General features: G+C 37.6%; 19 protein-coding genes and 1 other annotated feature. Of the genes, 13 read left to right on the plus strand and 6 right to left on the minus strand.

The window, feature by feature from the left end; all coding sequences use genetic code 11:
- The first annotated feature begins 87 nt into the window (after positions 1 to 87).
- Positions 88 to 837: a hypothetical protein gene (locus LG402_RS04990; protein WP_227336539.1), complete on the plus strand. Its 750-nt coding sequence runs from the start codon at positions 88 to 90 to the stop codon at positions 835 to 837.
- A gap of 98 nt (positions 838 to 935) precedes the next feature.
- Positions 936 to 2,146 (plus strand): IS3 family transposase gene (locus LG402_RS04995; protein WP_227336540.1). Its coding sequence is split into 2 segments (ribosomal slippage): positions 936 to 1,278 and positions 1,278 to 2,146, totalling 1,212 coding nucleotides; the frame shifts between segments, so codons are not numbered across the junction.
- Positions 2,147 to 2,179: 33 nt separating this feature from the next.
- Here LG402_RS04995 and LG402_RS05000 read toward each other — a convergent pair.
- Positions 2,180 to 3,454 carry a CNNM domain-containing protein gene (locus tag LG402_RS05000; protein WP_166540970.1) on the minus strand — a complete coding sequence of 425 codons (1,275 nt, stop codon included), beginning with the start codon at positions 3,452 to 3,454 and terminating at the stop codon, positions 2,180 to 2,182.
- 33 nt (positions 3,455 to 3,487) lie between these two features.
- Positions 3,488 to 4,288, minus strand: coding sequence for an inner membrane protein YpjD (locus LG402_RS05005; protein WP_166540969.1), 801 nt, complete (start codon positions 4,286 to 4,288; stop codon positions 3,488 to 3,490).
- A 172-nt stretch (positions 4,289 to 4,460) separates the two neighbouring features.
- On the opposite strand from LG402_RS05005, the gene ffh reads away from it, so the two are divergent.
- From ffh to tyrA, 7 genes are all read left to right on the plus strand, one after another.
- The gene (gene ffh, locus LG402_RS05010; protein ID WP_227336541.1) at positions 4,461 to 5,822 is read left to right on the plus strand and encodes a signal recognition particle protein; all 1,362 of its coding nucleotides are present in this window, start codon (positions 4,461 to 4,463) and stop codon (positions 5,820 to 5,822) included.
- A 137-nt stretch (positions 5,823 to 5,959) separates the two neighbouring features.
- A complete protein-coding gene (rpsP, locus tag LG402_RS05015) occupies positions 5,960 to 6,208 on the plus strand; it encodes a 30S ribosomal protein S16 (RefSeq protein WP_004244772.1) in 249 nt (82 codons plus the stop codon).
- Between the two features lie 18 nt (positions 6,209 to 6,226).
- Positions 6,227 to 6,772, plus strand: coding sequence for a ribosome maturation factor RimM (gene rimM / locus LG402_RS05020; protein WP_036932577.1), 546 nt, complete (start codon positions 6,227 to 6,229; stop codon positions 6,770 to 6,772).
- Between the two features lie 38 nt (positions 6,773 to 6,810).
- The gene (trmD, locus tag LG402_RS05025) at positions 6,811 to 7,563 is read left to right on the plus strand and encodes a tRNA (guanosine(37)-N1)-methyltransferase TrmD (RefSeq protein WP_072070877.1); all 753 of its coding nucleotides are present in this window, start codon (positions 6,811 to 6,813) and stop codon (positions 7,561 to 7,563) included.
- 52 nt (positions 7,564 to 7,615) lie between these two features.
- A complete protein-coding gene (gene rplS / locus LG402_RS05030) occupies positions 7,616 to 7,969 on the plus strand; it encodes a 50S ribosomal protein L19 (RefSeq protein WP_036932575.1) in 354 nt (117 codons plus the stop codon).
- A gap of 388 nt (positions 7,970 to 8,357) precedes the next feature.
- Positions 8,358 to 9,452 (plus strand): 3-deoxy-7-phosphoheptulonate synthase, encoded by a 1,095-nt coding sequence (locus tag LG402_RS05035; protein ID WP_109409471.1) that lies wholly within the window; start codon positions 8,358 to 8,360, stop codon positions 9,450 to 9,452.
- 35 nt (positions 9,453 to 9,487) lie between these two features.
- Positions 9,488 to 10,612: a bifunctional chorismate mutase/prephenate dehydrogenase gene (tyrA, locus tag LG402_RS05040; protein ID WP_166540967.1), complete on the plus strand. Its 1,125-nt coding sequence runs from the start codon at positions 9,488 to 9,490 to the stop codon at positions 10,610 to 10,612.
- Between the two features lie 320 nt (positions 10,613 to 10,932).
- On the opposite strand, the gene LG402_RS05045 is transcribed toward tyrA, so the two are convergent.
- A complete protein-coding gene (locus tag LG402_RS05045) occupies positions 10,933 to 11,088 on the minus strand; it encodes a hypothetical protein (protein ID WP_166540966.1) in 156 nt (51 codons plus the stop codon).
- 410 nt (positions 11,089 to 11,498) lie between these two features.
- On the opposite strand from LG402_RS05045, the gene LG402_RS05050 reads away from it, so the two are divergent.
- A complete protein-coding gene (locus tag LG402_RS05050) occupies positions 11,499 to 12,839 on the plus strand; it encodes an anaerobic C4-dicarboxylate transporter (protein ID WP_109409473.1) in 1,341 nt (446 codons plus the stop codon).
- Between the two features lie 88 nt (positions 12,840 to 12,927).
- Here the strand turns inward: LG402_RS05050 and pheA are convergent, their stop codons facing one another.
- The 3 genes from pheA to bamD form a co-directional block, all read right to left on the minus strand.
- A complete protein-coding gene (pheA, locus tag LG402_RS05055) occupies positions 12,928 to 14,085 on the minus strand; it encodes a bifunctional chorismate mutase/prephenate dehydratase (protein ID WP_227336542.1) in 1,158 nt (385 codons plus the stop codon).
- A 36-nt stretch (positions 14,086 to 14,121) separates the two neighbouring features.
- Positions 14,122 to 14,238 (minus strand) — a sequence feature (Phe leader region).
- A 155-nt stretch (positions 14,239 to 14,393) separates the two neighbouring features.
- Positions 14,394 to 14,729, minus strand: coding sequence for a ribosome-associated translation inhibitor RaiA (raiA, locus tag LG402_RS05060; protein ID WP_109409475.1), 336 nt, complete (start codon positions 14,727 to 14,729; stop codon positions 14,394 to 14,396).
- Positions 14,730 to 15,000: 271 nt separating this feature from the next.
- Entirely contained in the window at positions 15,001 to 15,735 is a 735-nt protein-coding gene (gene bamD / locus LG402_RS05065; RefSeq protein WP_072070872.1) for an outer membrane protein assembly factor BamD, read from the minus strand.
- Between the two features lie 135 nt (positions 15,736 to 15,870).
- On the opposite strand from bamD, the gene rluD reads away from it, so the two are divergent.
- From rluD to clpB, 3 genes are all read left to right on the plus strand, one after another.
- A complete protein-coding gene (gene rluD, locus LG402_RS05070) occupies positions 15,871 to 16,848 on the plus strand; it encodes a 23S rRNA pseudouridine(1911/1915/1917) synthase RluD (RefSeq protein ID WP_166540965.1) in 978 nt (325 codons plus the stop codon).
- Entirely contained in the window at positions 16,849 to 17,580 is a 732-nt protein-coding gene (gene yfiH / locus LG402_RS05075) for a purine nucleoside phosphorylase YfiH (protein WP_166540964.1), read from the plus strand. It begins immediately after the preceding gene.
- Positions 17,581 to 17,725: 145 nt separating this feature from the next.
- Positions 17,726 to 20,299, plus strand: coding sequence for an ATP-dependent chaperone ClpB (gene clpB, locus LG402_RS05080; RefSeq protein ID WP_166540963.1), 2,574 nt, complete (start codon positions 17,726 to 17,728; stop codon positions 20,297 to 20,299).
- Positions 20,300 to 20,361 lie beyond the last annotated feature (62 nt).

Consider the following 20,361-nt stretch of genomic DNA (forward strand, 5'->3'; position numbering starts at 1 on the left):
TCCCATTGTTTTATTTTCTTATCTTCTTATATTGTTATTACAATAATGGATTAAATTTATGCTTAATACACGGAGTACACTTTTGTTATGGAAAATCACCAATTCTTATCGCCTAAATTGGTTTTAGAGTTTTTTGTTCGAGAATTTTATTTTTTTGGTAAAAGTACGTTGCGTACTCAATTTCCTAAAGATGCTTTTTTCTATCAGGGCCTCTCTAAAGCACAAGAATATCGTTATTTTGAGCGTGTACATAAACAGTATGTTAGGCGGTTTCACTCTGAGCCTGAGCTCATTATCAAGCCTGAACATTTGTTATTTTCCTCAGAAATAGAGACTCAACGATTTGAAAAAATAACTAAAGCTGAAACTAATACGATAATCAAAATCGGTGGGGATTATCTCTACAAAGAAAAAGAAGATGAAGAATATCATTGGTATTTTCAGGAGGATAGAATTAAAACCAATAGTTATTCTGGTGAAAGTTTAGATTTAAAATATGAAAATATTCAGACTTTAGCACCTCATAATTTCAATATTGAATCAGTAAAAGATGATGGCTCTATCATTACTAATTTTCCACGCAAGTCTCTTTCTCTTACTTTAAGCAAAGGCGAAACAGCGTGTTTTATTTGCCGACGAGAAGAGTACGGTTATTCTTATTCTCATGAGCCTGCACTTAATTTAGTGATGTGGATAAAGAATCATGGTTTTTATTCTGATTATCAACAAGTAAGATCCACTCAATTTAAGACAGAACAAGTGATAGATCCTTTCTATTTGAAACCTGCGAGAGAATTTGATTTTCGTAATAGTAAATTACGATTTGAACTCGGATAAACAGCAAAAATAAAGCGCTTAAATAAGCGCTTTATTTTGTATTCGTGACCCGTCCTAAATAAGGTTAACACTTTTCCAATCTGAAATTGGAGAATGTAATGAAACCAATCACTAAACGAACTCAACGCGATTATTCTCTCGCTTTTAAATTACAGCTTGTTGACCAAGTTGAAAAAGGCGAATTAACCTATAAACAAGCTCAAGATCACTATGGTATACAAGGATGCTCTACTGTTTTAGTTTGGCTTCGTAAGCATGGTAGGTTAGATTGGTCAAACGGTACCCCTGATACTTTTTATAGAGGTTCAGCTATGACCCAATCTTCTGAACAACAAACGCCGGAACAACGCATTAAGATCCTTGAAAAGGAACTTGAAGAAGCTCGGCTTAAATCCGATTTTTTCGAAGCTGTGGTTAAAGTCATGGATAGAGACTTTGGAGTTCGTTTGTCAAAAAAGCGCAAAGCCGAGTTATTAAAGAAAAAACGGTTAAAAACCTCACCGTAACAATTGCTTGCCGTTTTATGCAGATCAGCCGACAGGCTTATTACAAGAGGCTGGATAGAACTGAGGAACGAAAGAAAGCAGATTCGGCCATTATTGATGTTGTTAAATCTGAACGAGTCTTACAACCTCGACTGGGTGGGCGTAAATTACATTTTATTTTAAAGCAAAAACAGATGGTTATTGGTCGTGATCGGCTATTTTCTTTATTGAAAGAACATCAGTTACTGGTGCCTAATAAACGGGCTTATCATCGAACAACCTTAAGCCATCATCGTTTTCATCGGCATCCTAATTTAATTAAGTCAGGGTTTATCCCCACACAACCAGAACAGCTTTGGGTGGCAGATATTACCTATTTATCGACGCATGAAGGTGATACTTATTTAAGTTTAATTACGGATGCGTATTCACGAAAAATCGTGGGATATCATTTAGATAACAATATGAAAACAAGTTCAGTGAAGAAATCGTTGGTTCAGGCGTTAAAAAAACGGACTTCGACAACTTCGTTAATCCATCATTCAGATCGAGGGATACAGTATTGTTCTTCGGAATATCAGGAGATACATAAAGAGCATAATATTCAATGTTCTATGACTGATGGGTATGATTGTTATCAAAATGCCTTAGCAGAACGAATTAATGGAATATTAAAAATGGAGTATCTACTGATAAAACCGAGTAATCTAGAACAAGCAAGAAAATTAGTAGAAGAATCAATTCAACTCTATAATGAAAAACGGCCACACTTATCGTTAAACTATAAAACGCCCGATGAAGTACATCGAGCGTTTTATGCCTGAAAAGTTGTCAACCTATATCAGGACTAGTCATCGTTAAAGATGAGGTAGCACGAGATGGCGAATTAAAGCCTTTTTGATGACGTTGTCTTGAACATCAAGTATTTCAAATTCATAATCACTGACTTTTATTTTATTGCCGACAACGGGTAAATCGCCAAGCTCTTCAATAATGACGCCGTTAATGGTTCTGGCTTCATCTTCAGGTAAATGCCAACCAAATGCTTTATTGATATCTCGAATATTTGTTGTACCGTCAACGAGCAATGAACCATCTTTTTGAGGGATAACTTCTTCTGCTAATGAAGGTGACATTGAGGTGGTAAAGTCACCCACAATTTCTTCTAGAATATCTTCAACGGTGACTAAACCTTGAATTTCACCGTATTCATCAACCACAATACCCGCTTTTTCATTATTCAGCTGAAAATTGACAAGCTGTAAATTTAAAGGTGTGCTTTCAGGAATAAAATAGACTTTATCTGCCGCTTTTATCAAAATTTGTTTGGTGAATTCTTTTTTCTCAGTCATTAAGCGATAGGCTTCTCGTACTCGTAGCATACCAATGGCATCATCAAGTGTATCGCGATAAAGCACTATTCGACCATGAGGAGAATGGGTTAACTGTCTTACGATGGATTTCCATTCATCATTGACATCAATACCAAAAATCTCATTTCTTGGTACCATAATATCGCCAATAGTCACTTTTTCTAAATCAAGAATAGAAAGCAACATATTTTGATTTCTTTGGGAAAGCTTTGATTTTGACTCATTTACAATTGTTCGTAGCTCTTCTTTTGAAACAGCATTACCTTGTATTACTGGCGATTTGATCCCTAAAATTCGCATCAGTATTAATGTGATTTTATTAAAAAACCAAACAATAGGTAGCATCAGTTTTTGCAAAGGAGAGAGAATAACACTACTTGGATAGGCGACCCGTTCTGGATACAGTGCTGCGATTGATTTTGGTAATACTTCAGCAAAAATAAGGATCACAAAAGTTAATATACCTGTAGCTATAGCAACACCAGCATTACCATATAAACGCATACCCACAATAGTCGCTAATGCAGATGCGACGATATTAATCAGATTATTGCCAATCAATACCAAACTGATCAATCTGTCCGGACGTTGTAATAGTTTTTCAACACGTTTTGCAGAGCGATTTCCTTGTTTTGCCGCATGACGAAGACGATAACGATTAATCGTCATCATGCTGGTTTCTGTTCCAGAAAAATAAGCTGAGGCAATAATCATCGCTATTAGTATGATAATGAGCGTAGTTGTCGACACATGCTCCAAAATTGAGATCCTTTTGCTACCCTAAAATAAAAATTAATTAAGCACTAACTCTTGTAATAAACGATTACCAAAAAAAGCTAATGTCAAAATAATGGCGCCAATCAAGTTAAAAATAATGACTTTTTTTCCTCTCCATCCTTCGCGGAAATGTCCCCATAATAAAATGACGTAAACAAACCAAGCGATGATAGAAAAAATCGATTTATGGATATTTTCTTTACCAAAAATATTATCCATGTACACCAAACCTGTACACAATGTTAGTGTTAGTAACACAACACCCACCTGTGTAATGTGAAACATTTTTCGTTCAATTGTCATTAATGGTGGCATTTGAGGTGAAAATTTTAGTTTCTTATTCTTTAGTTGATAGTCTAGCCAACTCAGTTGTAATGCATATAACGCTGCAATCAATAATGTGGCATAACTTAATAATGCAAGCCCAATATGAATAAAGAGTGATGTGCTACTTTCAAGATGTGTAACAAATTCACCCGGCATGAGTGCCGCAATGACAAGATTGACTATTGCAAAACAATAAACAATAGGCAGTAAAAACCATGCTCGGCCACGAGAAGCCACAATCGTCATAATAACGCAGACCATCAGGCTTACAACGGCACCTAGATTGGTGAGTGAAAGATCCTGCCCGCTATGAGGACGGAAAATTAAAAATTTTAATGAAATAGCATGCGCAACAAGCGCAATAACCGCGAAGAGGAGTGCTAATCCACGGTATCCATTCTGCTCTTTTCGTAACAGGCCCGGTAAAATGAGCACCAGACTGAGTAAATAAGCGCAGACAGCGACGATAGAGATTGATATAACGGGCATAGTTTCGCTTACATATATTGTTTGAATAACTTCCTAGTATAGCGCTAGGAGCATTCGGCTCCAACTATTGAAGTCATTAAGCTTAAATCTCTATGCAGAGATCCGAGAGTCATCGTGATATAATCGATGACATACATACTGATAAGCCCAACTTTAACACTGAGCTAAGATAATGTTTGAGAATTTAAGTGACAGATTATCGCGCACGCTGCGCAATATAAGCGGTCGAGGAAGACTGACCGAAGAAAACATTAAAGAGACACTGCGTGAAGTGCGTATGGCGTTATTAGAAGCCGACGTTGCCTTACCAGTGGTTCGTGATTTTATTGCGCGAATTAAAGAAAACGCAGTAGGACATGAAGTTAACAAAAGCCTGACACCGGGTCAGGAGTTTGTGAAGATAGTTCAAAATGAACTCGTCAATGCGATGGGGGAAGTCAATACTGACCTTGATCTTTCTGCTCAGCCACCTGCTGTTGTTTTAATGGCAGGCTTGCAAGGTGCTGGTAAAACAACCAGTGTTGCAAAATTAGGTAAATTCTTAAAAGAGAAAAAGAAGAAAAAGGTTCTGGTTGTTTCTGCTGACGTTTATCGCCCAGCGGCGATTAAACAACTTGAAACATTGGCTGAAACAGTTGGTATTGATTTCTTCCCATCAACAGTGCAAGAAAACCCAGTGACGATTGCAAGTAATGCATTAAAACATGCACAGCTTCAATTTTATGATGTGTTACTGGTGGATACCGCGGGACGTTTGCACGTAGATGAAGGCATGATGGAGGAGATCCAGCTTCTTCATAAAGCCATTAGCCCGGTTGAAACTTTATTTGTTGTTGATGCTATGACGGGTCAAGATGCAGCAAATACAGCAAAAGCCTTTAACGAAGCATTACCATTAACAGGGGTTGTTTTAACGAAAGTTGATGGTGATGCGCGTGGTGGTGCGGCGTTATCAATTCGTCATATCACAGGTAAACCTATCAAATTCCTCGGTGTTGGGGAAAAAACAGAAGCTTTAGAACCTTTCCACCCAGATCGTATTGCCTCTCGTATTTTAGGCATGGGTGATGTTCTATCTTTAATTGAAGATATTGAAAGCAAAGTTGATAGAGCGCAAGCTGAAAAGCTGGCGACGAAGCTTAAAAAAGGTGATGGCTTTGATCTAAATGATTTCTTAGATCAATTAAAGCAAATGAAAAACATGGGCGGCATGGCGAGTATGTTAAGCAAAATGCCGGGTATGTCTCAAGTGCCAGATGCTGTAAAATCACAAATGGATGATTCAATTTTAGTGAAAATGGAAGCCATTATTAATTCCATGACTAAAAAAGAGCGCCAAAAACCCGAAATCATCAAAGGGTCTCGAAAACGCCGTATTGCGACGGGTTCAGGAACGCAAGTGCAAGACGTCAACCGTTTGTTAAAACAGTTTGATGATATGCAACGCATGATGAAAAAAATGAAAAAAGGCGGCATGGCTAAGATGATGCGTAGCATGAAAGGTATGATGCCACCTGGATTTCCAGGCCGTTAAAATCAAAAAGCCGGAAAAAAAACGTGCTTTGGATTGCTTTTTTCCCCAAAGTGAGTAAACTTTTCGGGCTTTTTATATGACAACCGGACTCCGTTCCTCGATGGCGTCTGGTTGTTTTATTAACTAATGAGGATGTTATGGTAACAATTCGTTTAGCTCGTGGCGGCGCAAAAAAGCGTCCGTTTTACCAAGTAGTAGTAACCGATAGCCGCAATGCGCGTGATGGTCGTTTCATTGAACGCGTAGGCTTTTATAACCCACTGGCAACCGGTAATGCAGAAGAATTACGCTTAGACGTAGACCGTGTTGAACACTGGGTTGCTCAAGGCGCAACTGTTTCAGAACGTGTTGCTGGCCTGATCAAATCAGCGAAGAAAAGCGCTTAATCTGTCGCGGTGGTAACAATGAGCGAACAAAAAACCTTAAAAGAGCCTGTAGAACCTATTGTTATGGGGAAGTTGGGCTCACCTTACGGGATCCGTGGTTGGCTCAGAGTTTTTTCCTCCACCGAACATGCCGAAAACATTTTTGAATATCAACCGTGGTTTATTCAACGACATGGACAATGGGAAACTATTGAAATTGAAAGTTGGAAACATCACAACCAAGATATTATCGTCAAACTAAAAGGTATTGACGACAGAGATGCAGCTAATTTCCTAACTAATGTTGAAATTGTCGTGAATGCATCGCAACTGCCTGAACTTGAAGGTGAGTATTACTGGAAAGATCTGATGGGTTGCCATGTTGAAACTGACAAAGGTTACGATTTAGGTGTCATTACTGACATGATGGAAACTGGCTCAAATGACGTAATGGTCATTAAAGCTAATCTGAAAGATGCATTCGGTGTTGGGGAACGGTTAGTTCCGTTTCTTGATGGGCAGGTTATCAAGAAAGTCGATCTCTCAGCGAAAAAAATTATCGTTGATTGGGATCCTGGTTTTTAGATTATCCGGTTAACGGTTCTCAATAGTGGGACACGAAAATGTGGATTGGGGTAATTAGCCTATTTCCAGAAATGTTCCGCTCTATAACCGAGTACGGGGTGACTGGTCGGGCAGTTAAGCATGGTTTGCTTAATGTAGAATGTTGGAATCCCCGAGATTTTACATACGACAGACACAATACCGTTGATGATCGCCCTTATGGCGGTGGTCCTGGTATGTTGATGATGGTACAGCCCTTAAGGGAAGCTATTCATCAAGCGAAAGCTGCGGCAGGTGATGGAGCAAAGGTGATTTATTTATCACCTCAGGGACGCAAACTCGATCAACAAGGAGTTTGTGAGCTGGCAACAAATGAGAAGCTAATTCTAGTTTGTGGTCGGTATGAAGGTATAGATGAGCGTGTCATTCAGACTGAAATCGATGAAGAATGGTCTGTAGGTGATTACGTATTAAGTGGTGGGGAATTACCTGCCATGATAATGATAGATGCTGTAGCTCGTTTTGTTCCGGGGGTTCTTGGGCATGCGGCCTCAGCAAAAGAAGATTCTTTTGCTGAAGGTTTACTGGATCATCCTCACTATACTCGCCCAGAGGTATTAGATGGTATGGAAGTTCCGGCAGTTCTACTGTCAGGTAACCATGCACATATTAATCGCTGGCGTATGAAACAATCACTGGGTCGAACCTGGCTAAGAAGACCTGAGCTTCTGGAAAGCCTAGCTCTGACTGACGAGCAAAGAGTGCTGTTAACAGAGTTCCAACGGGAATATCTGGAAAGTACAGCAGAGTAAGTCTGACACAAGGTGTCATTAATATCAGTTTACCTAGGGTAAGAGAGTTATTATGAGCAATATTATTAAGCAAATCGAACAAGAACAAATGAAGCAAGATGTACCTTCATTTCGTCCAGGCGATAATGTAGAAGTTAAGGTATGGGTTGTTGAAGGTTCTAAAAAACGTCTGCAGGCATTCGAGGGCGTGGTTATCGCTATTCGTAACCGCGGTCTGCACTCTGCATTTACTGTTCGTAAAATTTCTAATGGCGAAGGTGTTGAGCGTGTATTCCAAACTCACTCTCCAGTCGTAGATAGCATCACTGTGAAACGTCGTGGTGCGGTTCGCCAAGCTAAACTGTACTACCTGCGTGAGCGTTCAGGTAAGGCTGCTCGTATCAAAGAGCGTCTTAACGCTAAATAATACGCTTTCGCACATCCGAAAGTTATTGTTAAAAGGTCAGCGTTTGCTGACCTTTTTTTATGTTGAATTTTTATTATATTGTTACTTATTTTTATATTCCTCTCTTTTTAACTCCTCTTATTCCAAAATACATTAAAAGATAATATGTAAATATTTGATTACACTTTATTGTTTTAGTTTAATCAATGTCACATTATTATTATTATTTAATTATGATTTAACTTGTTGTAATTTAATAATTATATTTGGCTTTCTTATTTAGTGTAAACTATAGGTTACAATTATATCATTTTTATTAAAAATACGGATTGATTTCTTTACATTGCGTGTTATCTTATCTTTCAGGCAGACAACAAATCACAATGACAGATATAAAAAGGTAAAAATTATGATCATGCAAAAAGACGCACTCAATAATGTGAATATCAGCGAAGAGCTGGTTTTAATTACGCCTGAAGAGTTAAAACAAAAATACCCATTGAGTCGCAATGACCTGCATGCCATTGCTCAATCACGTCAAACAATCTCTGAAATTGTTCAACGTCGTGATCCTCGTTTACTTGTGGTATGTGGGCCTTGTTCCATTCATGACGTTGATGTTGCTATCGATTACGCAAAACGTCTGAAGGTATTAGCGTCTGAATTAAGTGATAGTCTGTACATTGTGATGCGTGTCTACTTTGAAAAACCTCGTACAACAGTGGGTTGGAAGGGGTTAATTAGCGATCCATTTATGGATGGTAGCTTTGAAATGGAAAAAGGGTTACATATTGCCCGTAAACTATTAACTGAACTTGTACAATTAGGTTTGCCTTTGGCAACTGAAGCATTAGATCCTAATAATCCACAATACTTAGGGGATTTATTTAGTTGGTCTGCGATTGGTGCAAGGACAACAGAATCTCAGACTCACCGTGAAATGGCATCAGGACTTTCAATGCCGGTGGGTTTTAAAAACGGAACTGATGGTAATCTTGATACGGCGATTAATGCAATGAAGGCTGCCTCTATGCCACATCGTTTTATGGGAATTAATCAATCAGGGCAGGTGTGTTTATTACAAACGCAAGGTAATCCTGATGGACATGTTATTTTACGTGGTGGTAAAACGCCAAATTACCATGAAGAAGATGTGGCGCAATGTGAAGCCCATATGGTAAAAGCAGGCTTAAAACCGTCATTAATGATCGATTGTAGCCACGGTAATTCGAATAAAGATTTTCGTCGTCAAACCGCCGTGGTGGATTCAGTGATTGAACAGATCACTAAAGGTAATCAATCTATCACTGGTATTATGTTAGAAAGTCATATTAATGAAGGCAATCAATCATCAGAACAGCCTCGTAACGAAATGAAATATGGTGTTTCAGTCACCGATGCGTGCATTAGCTGGGAAACAACAGAATCTGTATTAAGAAATTTACATGCGCAAATTTCACCTATTTTAGCTCAGCGTGAAGAGCAATTTAAAAAAGTAAGCTAAGTTAGATAATCATAAAGAAAAAGAGGCAAGCATAGATGGCTGAAGAATTACAAAATTTGCGTGAGCAAATCGATCAGGTAGATAAATCACTGCTTTCTTTACTTGCGAAAAGAATGCAATTGGTAGCTGAAGTTGGTGAAGTTAAGAATCGCCATGGTTTACCGATTTATGCTCCTGATAGAGAAGCCTCAATGCTTGCTTCTCGGCGTAATGATGCGCAGAAAATGGGAATATCCCCAGATTTGATTGAAGATGTGTTACGCCGAGTAATGCGTGAATCTTATACCAAAGAGAATGACAAAGGCTTTAAAACGCTAAATCCTCAACTGGGTAAAATTGTGATTGTGGGGGGGAATGGCAAAATGGGAAAACTATTTTCCCGTTTATTTACCCTTTCTGGTTATCAAGTTGAAAGTTTAGAAGCAAATGAATGGCAAATAAAATCACCTGCTATTTTTGATAATGCAGGGATGGTTATTATTAGTGTACCTATCCATTTAACCGTTGAGGTTATTGGGAAGCTTCCTCCTTTACCTGAAAGTTGTTTGTTAGTGGATCTCGCTTCTATTAAAAAAGAACCTTTAGACGCAATGTTAAAAGCACATAGTGGGCCTGTTTTAGGTCTTCATCCTATGTTTGGACCTGATGTGCCTAGCTTAGCAAAACAGGTTGTGGCTTATTGTGAAGGTCGTAACCATCAAGAATTTGAATGGTTGTTAGAGCAATTGATGGTATGGGGCGCTAGAATTGAGGCAATTACACCAGAAGAGCATGATAAAAACATGAGTTTTATTCAAGCTCTTCGACATTTTACTACCTTTGCTTATGGTCAGCATTTAGCAAAAGAAAAAGTCGATCTGGCGAGTTTACTGCGACTTTCATCTCCTATTTATCGCTTAGAACTGGCAATGATAGGGCGGTTATTTGCTCAAGATCCTCAACTGTATGCAGATATTATTTTATCATCGAAAGAGAATATTGAATTAATTCGTAGATATCATCACTCATTAGGTCAGGCTATCGACCTATTAGATATAAATGCAAAGAATGAGTTTATCCATTCATTTAATAACGTGAGTGATTGGTTTGGTGATTATGCTTCTCAATTTATGAAAGAGAGTGGCGTATTATTACAAAAAGCGAATGATAGCCGTATATAACTATATATAGTATTTAGCTACCTATATAAAGGTATAAAGGAATAACAGTATAAAAAGCCGAACAGTGATTGTTCGGCTTTTATTTTGCTAATTATTTATTGTTTTTTTAGTTTATTACCACTCATCATCACAAGGTGGCCAAACGCAACCACTAGGATCAGTTGTATTAGTCTCATTATGTGAATACTCATTTATTGATGATTTTTTTTGTATGTTTTCATTATGATATTGAGCACTTATATAACTAGAAAATAGAGATGAAAGTATTAAAATATATAGTTTAAGCATATAAATTCCCTTTAAAATAATATAGTTATAAATTAATAGTCCTTAGGATCTGGACATGGACTTACTGTACAACGCTGTAAATGTGATTGATTACTCAAAGAATAAGCGTAATAACCCTCCTTGGGATCAACTCTATCTGCATTATTATTAAAAAATACACTTAAAATCAGTAAGATAAAAGTATTCATATTATTCTCCTGTCTTTTTCAAATTTGATAATAAATAGGATCTCCTACTCTTATTTAGAAAATAAGGGTAGGTAAACTTAAATATATATTTAAAAACAACAAGATAAATATTTGTTTTTATTAATCCCCTAATATTTTTCATATTCATTGTTATTCAATTGTTATTATTGGGTTTAATTAAATAACTATTAATGTTCGATATTGTCTTTTATTAAAAATAATTTGTTGATGAGTTCTTAAAATTGAATGAAATAGAAAAGTATTATTGAAAATATAACAATGATCAAAAAAATAGGTATAACAGTTATCGTAAATTACATTTTATAAACTATGTTTTTTACAAGAAGTGCTAAAAAATCAATTGTATTATTTTTTATTTGTATTCCGACGTGTTTTTCAAGGGGTAAACTATGGATTTTATAATACAACTCGCCATTATATTAGTGTGTCTATTTTATGGAGCTAGGAAAGGGGGAATAGCATTAGGTCTGCTCGGTGGTGTCGGTTTAGTTATTTTAGTTTTCATTTTTAACTTACCACCAGGAAAACCGCCAGTTGATGTAATGTTAGTTATTATTGCTGTTGTTTCTGCATCTGCGACATTACAAGCATCAGGTGGATTAGATGTTATGTTGCAAATAGCAGAAAAATTATTACGTAAAAATCCAAAATATATTTCTATTGTTGCACCACTTGTAACTTGTACACTCACAATCCTGTGTGGTACGGGACACGTTGTTTATACCATTTTGCCAATTATCTATGATGTGTCGATTAAAAATAATATCCGACCAGAAAGGCCAATGGCAGCAAGTACTATAGGCTCGCAAATGGGGATTATTGCAAGCCCTGTTTCTGTTGCAGTTGTAACCTTAGTGGCAATGTTAGGTGATGTCACTTTTAATGGTAAGCATCTTGAGTTTTTAGATTTATTAGCAATTACTATTCCTTCTACTTTTATTGGTATTTTAGCGATTGGTATTTTTAGTTGGTTTAGAGGTAAGGATTTAGATAAAGACCAACGCTTCCAAGAGTTTATTTCAGTTCCTGAAAACCATGATTATGTTTACGGTGATACAGCAACACTTTTAGATAAAAAATTGCCAATGAAAAACTGGGTGGCAATGTGGATATTTTTAGGTGCTATTGCCGTTGTTGCGATATTAGGTGCTTTTTCTGAAATACGTCCTGTATTTAATGGTAAACCGTTATCTATGGTGCTCGTTATTCAGATGTTTATGTTATTAGCGGGCGCATCAATTATTATTATTTGTAAAACCAATCCGTCTCTTATATCTAAAAATGAAGTATTCCGTTCAGGGATGATAGCAATTGTTGCTGTATATGGTATTGCTTGGATGGCAGAAACCATGTTCTCTGCACATATGAAAGAAATAGAAGCAGCATTAGGACAATTAGTACGAGAATATCCTTGGGCTTATGCTGTGGTTTTATTATTGGTATCTAAGTTTGTTAACTCTCAAGCAGCAGCTTTAGCCGCAATTGTTCCTTTAGCATTAGGTATTGGTGTTGATCCTGCTTATATCATTGCATCTGCACCCGCTTGTTATGGTTACTATATTTTGCCAACTTATCCTAGTGACTTAGCGGCTATTCAATTTGACCGTTCTGGTACAACTCGAATAGGGCGTTTTGTTATAAACCATAGTTTTATCCTACCGGGATTAATTGGTGTAACAGTTTCCTGTGTCTTTGGTTGGGTATTTGCAGCGATGTATGGTTTCTTATAATTAGAGATAACGTAAAAATATGAGATAAAAAGAGAAGCCAGATAGTGATGCACTATCTGGCTTATTTATTAATGAATGCGCTTTTTTATTATTTTACTTCGACAGGCACTACGTTCTCTGAAGGATAACATCCTAATATTTTTAATGATCGTGTTGTTTGTGATAAATCATGTAAAGCCTTTTGCATATTTATATCACGCAGATTAGCTTGAACATCAATATAAAACATCTCTTCCCAAGGCGTACCATTAATAGGGCGAGATTCTAATTTTGTCATAATAATGTCGTATTTTTTTAAAATCATTAGAGCATCGACTAAAGCCCCCGCTTGTTGCCCTGTAGCCATTAAGAACGTTGTTTTTGCAGGAACTTGCTCTGACACATCAATCGCTTTACGTGCGATAACAATAAAGCGTGTTACGTTTATTTGCTGGTTTGCTAAATTATTCGCTAAGGGTTTTAAGCCATAAAGAGATCCACCCGCTTCACTACCAATAGCGGCAACATGTGGTGATTGTGTAAGAGCTACTTTTTCCATTGCAGCGGCCGTACTTTCGCAATATTCAATTTTCCAGTTTGGATACTGATTTAAATAATGGCTACATTGTTGGAAAGGTTGAGGGTGGCTATAAATAGTTTGCAATTCTTCTGTCGAACTATCAACGCTGGTTAAAAGTGCATGATTAATAGGAATACGAATTTCACCCACAATAGACAGTGATGTTGTTTGCAGTAAATCGTAAACATCATTAATTGCGCCAGAGCTGGTATTCTCAATAGGCAATAAACCGTAATCAGCTTGCCCTGTATCAACCAGTGTGAAAATATCGTCAAACTTGTGACAAGTACAATCGATAATTGTATCAAAATGACGAGCCGCATATTGGCGAGCAGCAATATGTGAATAAGAGCCTTTAGGGCCTAAATAAGCAATCCTTGCAGATTCATTTGGTGTCGCATTTAGGTGTTGCTGTAAAATAGCTTGCTGGGTTAATACGGAATCTTCAATAATCATTTGAAAAATGCGGCTGATATAAAAACCATCTAGACCAACTTTTTTTCCTTTCTCAATTAATAAATCAAGTAATTCACGCTCACGATTTTTATCTCTAATAGGGCGATGTGTATTCAATTTAAATTGAGCGACATCAGCAGATAATTGGCGTCTATTTGCTAACAACGTGAGTAATTCTGAATCTAACGTTGTGATTTTATCTCTGATTGCTAATAAATCGAGTTTTTCCATGTTTTAGCCCTATACTTTTGCGTCATACCATTATAAATAAAAAAAGCCTCCATTTTTGGAGGCTATTGTCGTTCTTACTTTTCTTTCTGAAATGACAAAGCCTCTTAATGAAAGAGTAAAAAGAAAAAGAAGAAAGACAAAAACGAATGCGTCGTCATTATATTGTTTGGTAAATTATTTAACATATAGCTATCAAACATGATGATGTGAAAGGAGTCAAGAAAAATACAATAAAAAGCGCATCACGAGGATGCGCAGAGGCGTTTTGAGTCAGTGATTTATTCTAATTTTTAATCTAGCTTTACTATTTACATTTCATCGACAAGTAAATTTTCTTCTTTCAAGCTGTTATCAGCCCGACGAGATTCATTTTTATGCTGAACTTTGTTTAATTGGCGCTCAAGTTTTGCTAACAAATCATTAATAGCGACATACATATCTGTGTGTTGTGCATTAGCGACCAATTGCCCATTTGGTATGTGAATGCTGGCATCAACACTAAAACCTTTAGGATCTTTTGTCAGAATAATACGAGGATTGATTAAATTCACCTGCCATTTATTAAGTTTAGTTAGACGGCTTTCAATGTGTTCACGTAGTGCTGGGGTAATTTCCATTTGTTTGCTAGTAATATTTATAATCATATAGTTACCTCTTAATTACTCCGTCTTCGATAACTTCAGAATATCGTGATACACAATTAAAAACATGATCAAAATCACTTTTTGTTGGTTGTATGTGTAACAAGTAATAGAAACGTGACAAATGATAAATAGTTGAAAAAGAGCGCTTGTTAAGTTGTATTTATTCAGTCATATTAGGAAGGTTGGGCTGATGAAAAGTAAAGATAATTTAGCTAAAAAAGAATAAAAAAACAGCAGCGATAAGCTGCTGTTTTTGATAGTGATGTTTGGGTTAAGCTGGATTTGCTGCAATCAATGAAGCCACTTTATCTGCTTCTTGTGTCAGACCTAACTCTTTATAGGCGTTTTCCATGTATTCAAGCGCATCACGAGTAGCTTGTGTATCAGGATAATCACGCATCATTTGCTCTACTCTATTAATAACCGCGACATAAGCCCCTCGTTTAGTATAGAATTTCGCAACTGAAAGTTCATACTTCGCTAAACGGTTTTTAAGAAAGACAAGGCGCTTGGTTGCATCAGCGACGTAAAGGCTATCAGGGTAATAACGTACTAATTGACTGAAGTCTTTAAATGCCACAATTGCATGTTGAGGATCACGGTCTGAACGATCAATACCAAAGAATCCTTGTAATGCACTATCATCTAATGCTTGAGCAGTTAAGCCTCGCATATAAAGAACATAGTCAATATTAGGATGGGTTGGGTTTAATCGCATAAAACGGTCGATTGCAGTAATCGCCATTGGCAGTTCCGCTGATTTATAATAAGCATAAATCAAGTCGAGCTGAACTTGTTGCGAGTAAGGGCCAAAAGGATAGCGATTATCGAGAGACTCTAATTGTTTGATAGCCGCTCCATAATTGCCATCTAGCAATTTTTCCTGACTGGTTGTGTAAAGCTCAGAAGGCGACATATCGGCAGTAGCGTCTTTGTCTGAACTCGAACAGCCAGAAAGTAACAGGCTTACAGTGGCCGCTGCCACCAGGTATTTAATGCGTCTCATCACGTATTGATTATCCTCTGAATAGGTTTGGGGAGTCTCTCCGTGAAGCTCCCCTAAAATCGGTTACACTATAACTCATTTTAAATGAAACGGCTGTGCCGTCAAAACACTAACTTAATTAATAGAAAACTATTTATGTCTCAACAAATACGACTTAATGCTACAGTCGCAGATTCACAGCTGGGTCAACGCTTAGATCAGGCTTTGGCCGAAATGTTCCCTGATTATTCAAGATCTCGTATAAAAGAGTGGATCTTAGACAATAGAGTGCAGGTTAACGATAAAATCATCAATAAGCCAAAGGAAAAAATGCTTGGCGGTGAAAAAATTGAAGTCGATGCCTTAATTGAAGAGGAAGCACGCTGGGAGCCTCAGAATATTCCGTTAAATATCGTTTATGAAGATGACGATATTTTAGTTATCAATAAACCAAGGGATCTCGTTGTTCATCCTGGTGCTGGTAACCCTGATGGTACCGTATTAAATGCATTACTTTATCGTTATCCTGAAATTGCTAATGTACCTCGCGCAGGTATTGTCCATCGTTTGGATAAAGATACAACAGGTTTAATGGTTGTTGCAAAAACAGTTCCTGCTCAAACTCATCTAGTTGAAGCTTTACAACGTCGTGAAATCACGCGTGAGTATGAAGCAGTTGCGACCGGAAGGATGACAGCGGGTGGATTAGTCAATGAACCCATTTCTCGACATCCGACTAAGCGTACGCATATGGCTGTACACCCAATGGGTAAACCAGCAGTAACGCATTATCGCGTCATGGAGCATTTCCGTGCTCATACACGTTTACGTTTACGCTTAGAAACGGGGCGTACCCATCAAATTCGTGTTCATATGGCGCATATTCATCATGCATTAATTGGTGATCAGCTTTATGCAGGAAGACCACGCCCTTTAAAAGGTGCATCAGAAGAGTTGCGTGAAACGCTACGTTTATTTGATAGACAAGCATTACACGCAACAATGTTACGTCTTTATCATCCGATCACGGGTATTGAAATGGAATGGCATGCGCCGTTACCTGATGATATGGTTAAGCTTATCGATGTATTAAAAGATGATGCTGAACAATTTAAAGATGAAATGGATTGGTAAATGACTTCATTGATTTTTCCAGATTGGCCACAACCTGAGAATATTGGGGCTTGCAGTACGCTCAGAGAAGGCGGTATCAGTTTACCGCCTTATCATAGCCTTAATTTAGGTACACATGTTGGTGATGAATTGTCTTGCGTTGAAGAAAATAGGCGTAGACTCTGCCAACAAGCGCAGTTACCTGAAATGCCATTATGGCTTGAACAAGTTCATGGCACTCACGTTGTTACGTTAAAAGCTGAGAAAAATAATGAAGTAGAAGGTGATGCCCTTTATACCGCTACCGAGAAAAAAGTTTGTGCAATTATGACGGCAGATTGCCTACCTGTTCTTTTTACAACGCTTGATGGAACAGAAGTTGGTGCAGCACATGGTGGATGGAGAGGGCTTTGCCATGGTGTATTACAAAATACACTTGCACAGTTTAAAGCACCCAAACATCAAATAATGGCATGGTTGGGACCTGCAATTGGCCCCAATGCTTTTGAAGTTGGGGCTGAAGTACGTTTGGCCTTTATTGAAAAAAATAAGGCCTTTGATCCTGCATTTATTCCTCATAATGATAAATATTTAGCTAATATCTATATGTTAGCGAGAATAATTTTACAGGAAAATGGGGTAACTCAGATTTACGGTGGTGATTTCTGTACTGTGACAGAGAAATCGCGTTTCTTTTCGTATAGACGTGAACAGATAACAGGTCGAATGGCATCATTAATCTGGATTAAATAAACTTCTCTCAACCGCTTTTCTCACTTATCTCAAATATTGATAAATATTTTTGCTCAAAATTTTTATTTTGAGCTTGAATATTGTCAAAATGACCTCATCTATTCTCCAGTTACGAATTTTACTTTAAATTTTACTTGGAGGTGTTATGCGTCTGGATAAATTAACCAATAAATTCCAGCAAGCTCTCGCAGACGCCCAGTCATTGGCACTTGGGAACGATAATCAATTTATAGAACCCATACATTTACTGAGTGCGTTATTTAATCAACAAGGTGGCTCAATTCGCCCTCTATTAACATCAACAGGTGTTAATGCATCGCAATTTAATGAGCGAATTAATGAAGCTTTGTCTCGATTACCTAAAGTTGAAGGTGCTGGTGGAGAGGTTCATCCCTCTAATGATCTTATTAAACATCTTAATTTGTGCGATAAGTTAGCACAGAAAAAAGGTGATGAATTTATTTCCTCAGAGCTTTTCCTTTTAGCTGCAATGGAAACCGGTGGTCAAGTTGCTGATATGCTAAAAGCTGCGGGTGCTAATAAAGCAAGTCTTGAGATAGCGATTGAAAAAATACGTGGTGGAGAAACAGTGAACGATCAAAATGCAGAAGACCAACGTCAGGCATTGAAAAAATATACTGTGGATTTAACGGAAAGAGCAGAACAAGGCAAACTTGATCCTGTCATTGGTCGTGATGAAGAAATCAGAAGAACCATTCAGGTTTTACAACGTCGTACTAAAAATAACCCAGTGCTTATCGGTGAGCCGGGTGTCGGTAAAACGGCGATTGTTGAAGGATTAGCTCAACGTATTGTTAACGGCGAAGTACCAGAAGGTTTAAAAAATAAACGTGTGCTTTCTCTTGATATGGGCTCTTTATTAGCTGGCGCTAAATATCGCGGTGAATTTGAAGAGCGTTTAAAAGCAGTTTTAAATGATTTATCTAAACAGGAAGGTAGTGTAATTCTGTTTATTGATGAATTACATACAATGGTTGGTGCAGGTAAAGCCGATGGTGCTATGGATGCGGGTAATATGTTAAAACCTGCCTTAGCACGTGGTGAGTTACACTGTGTTGGTGCAACAACACTTGATGAATATCGTCAATATATTGAGAAAGATGCTGCTTTAGAGCGCCGTTTCCAAAAAGTGTATGTAGCAGAGCCAACAGTAGAAGATACCATTGCTATTTTACGTGGTCTGAAAGAACGTTATGAACTTCATCATCATGTTCAAATTACAGACCCAGCTATCGTTGCAGCTGCGACTTTATCACATCGCTATATATCGGATCGTATGTTACCAGATAAAGCGATTGACTTAATTGATGAAGCAGGTGCAAGCCTACGTATGCAAATGGATTCAAAACCAGAAGCATTAGATAGACTTGATAGACGTATTATTCAGCTGAAACTTGAACAACAAGCCCTGCAAAAAGAGTCTGATGATGCAAGTAAAAAGCGTTTAGAAATGCTAAATGAAGAGCTTGCTGAAAAAGAGAAAGAATATTCCGCTTTAGAAGAAGAGTGGAAAGCAGAAAAAGCAGAGCTGACAGGAACTCAACATATTAAATCAGAATTAGAGCAAGCTCGTATTGCATTAGAGCAAGCTCGCCGTAGTGGTGATTTGGCAAAAATGTCAGAAATCCAATATGGGCAAATTCCGATGTTAGAAAAACAGCTTGCTGAAGCGAATAAAGCTGAAGATAAACATATGAAGCTGTTACGTAATAAAGTCACTGATGCTGAAATTGCTGAAATCTTAGCGCGTTGGACCGGTATTCCTGTTTCTAGAATGCTAGAAGGGGAGCGTGAAAAACTGCTAAGAATGGAACAAGAATTACATAGACGTGTTATTGGTCAGGCAGAAGCTGTAAGCGCAGTATCAAATGCGATCCGCCGCAGTCGTGCTGGGTTGTCTGATCCTAATCGCCCAATTGGTTCGTTCCTATTTTTAGGACCAACAGGGGTGGGTAAAACAGAATTATGTAAAGCACTAGCAAACTTCTTGTTTGATAGTGATGATGCAATGGTTCGTATCGATATGTCTGAGTTTATGGAAAAACACTCCGTTTCTCGTTTAGTGGGTGCGCCTCCAGGATATGTTGGTTACGAAGAAGGTGGATATTTAACAGAAGCAGTTCGTCGTCGTCCTTATTCAGTCATCTTATTAGATGAAGTTGAAAAAGCGCACCCTGATGTATTCAATATCTTATTACAAGTATTGGATGATGGTCGTTTAACTGATGGACAAGGTAGAACCGTAGATTTTCGTAATACTGTTGTGATTATGACATCAAACTTAGGTTCTGATTTAATTCAGGAACGTTTCGGGACACTTGATTATCCTGAAATGAAAACAATAGTGATGGATGTAGTTGGCCATCATTTCAGACCAGAGTTTATTAACCGTATTGATGAAGTTGTGGTATTCCACCCATTAGGCAAAGAAAACATTGCAGCGATTGCACAAATTCAGTTACGTCGTTTATACCAACGTTTAGAAGAGCGTGGTTATCACGTCACTATTACAGGTGCAGCATTAGAAAAATTGAGTGAAGTTGGTTTTGATCCAATTTATGGTGCTCGTCCATTGAAACGAGCTATCCAACAAGAGGTTGAAAACCCACTGGCTCAAGATATTTTGTCAGGTAAGTTATTGCCAGGCAAAGAGATTATCTTAGATTTAGATGATAATAAGATAATTGCAAAACAGTAATAGAGCATCTTTTCTATTATAAGAGATAACTGTGAAACAGAAAAAGAGGCTTATATAAGCCT

Origin of the sequence: Proteus sp. NMG38-2 (genome assembly GCF_020640995.1) — a bacterium.
Taxonomy (GTDB): domain Bacteria; phylum Pseudomonadota; class Gammaproteobacteria; order Enterobacterales; family Enterobacteriaceae; genus Proteus.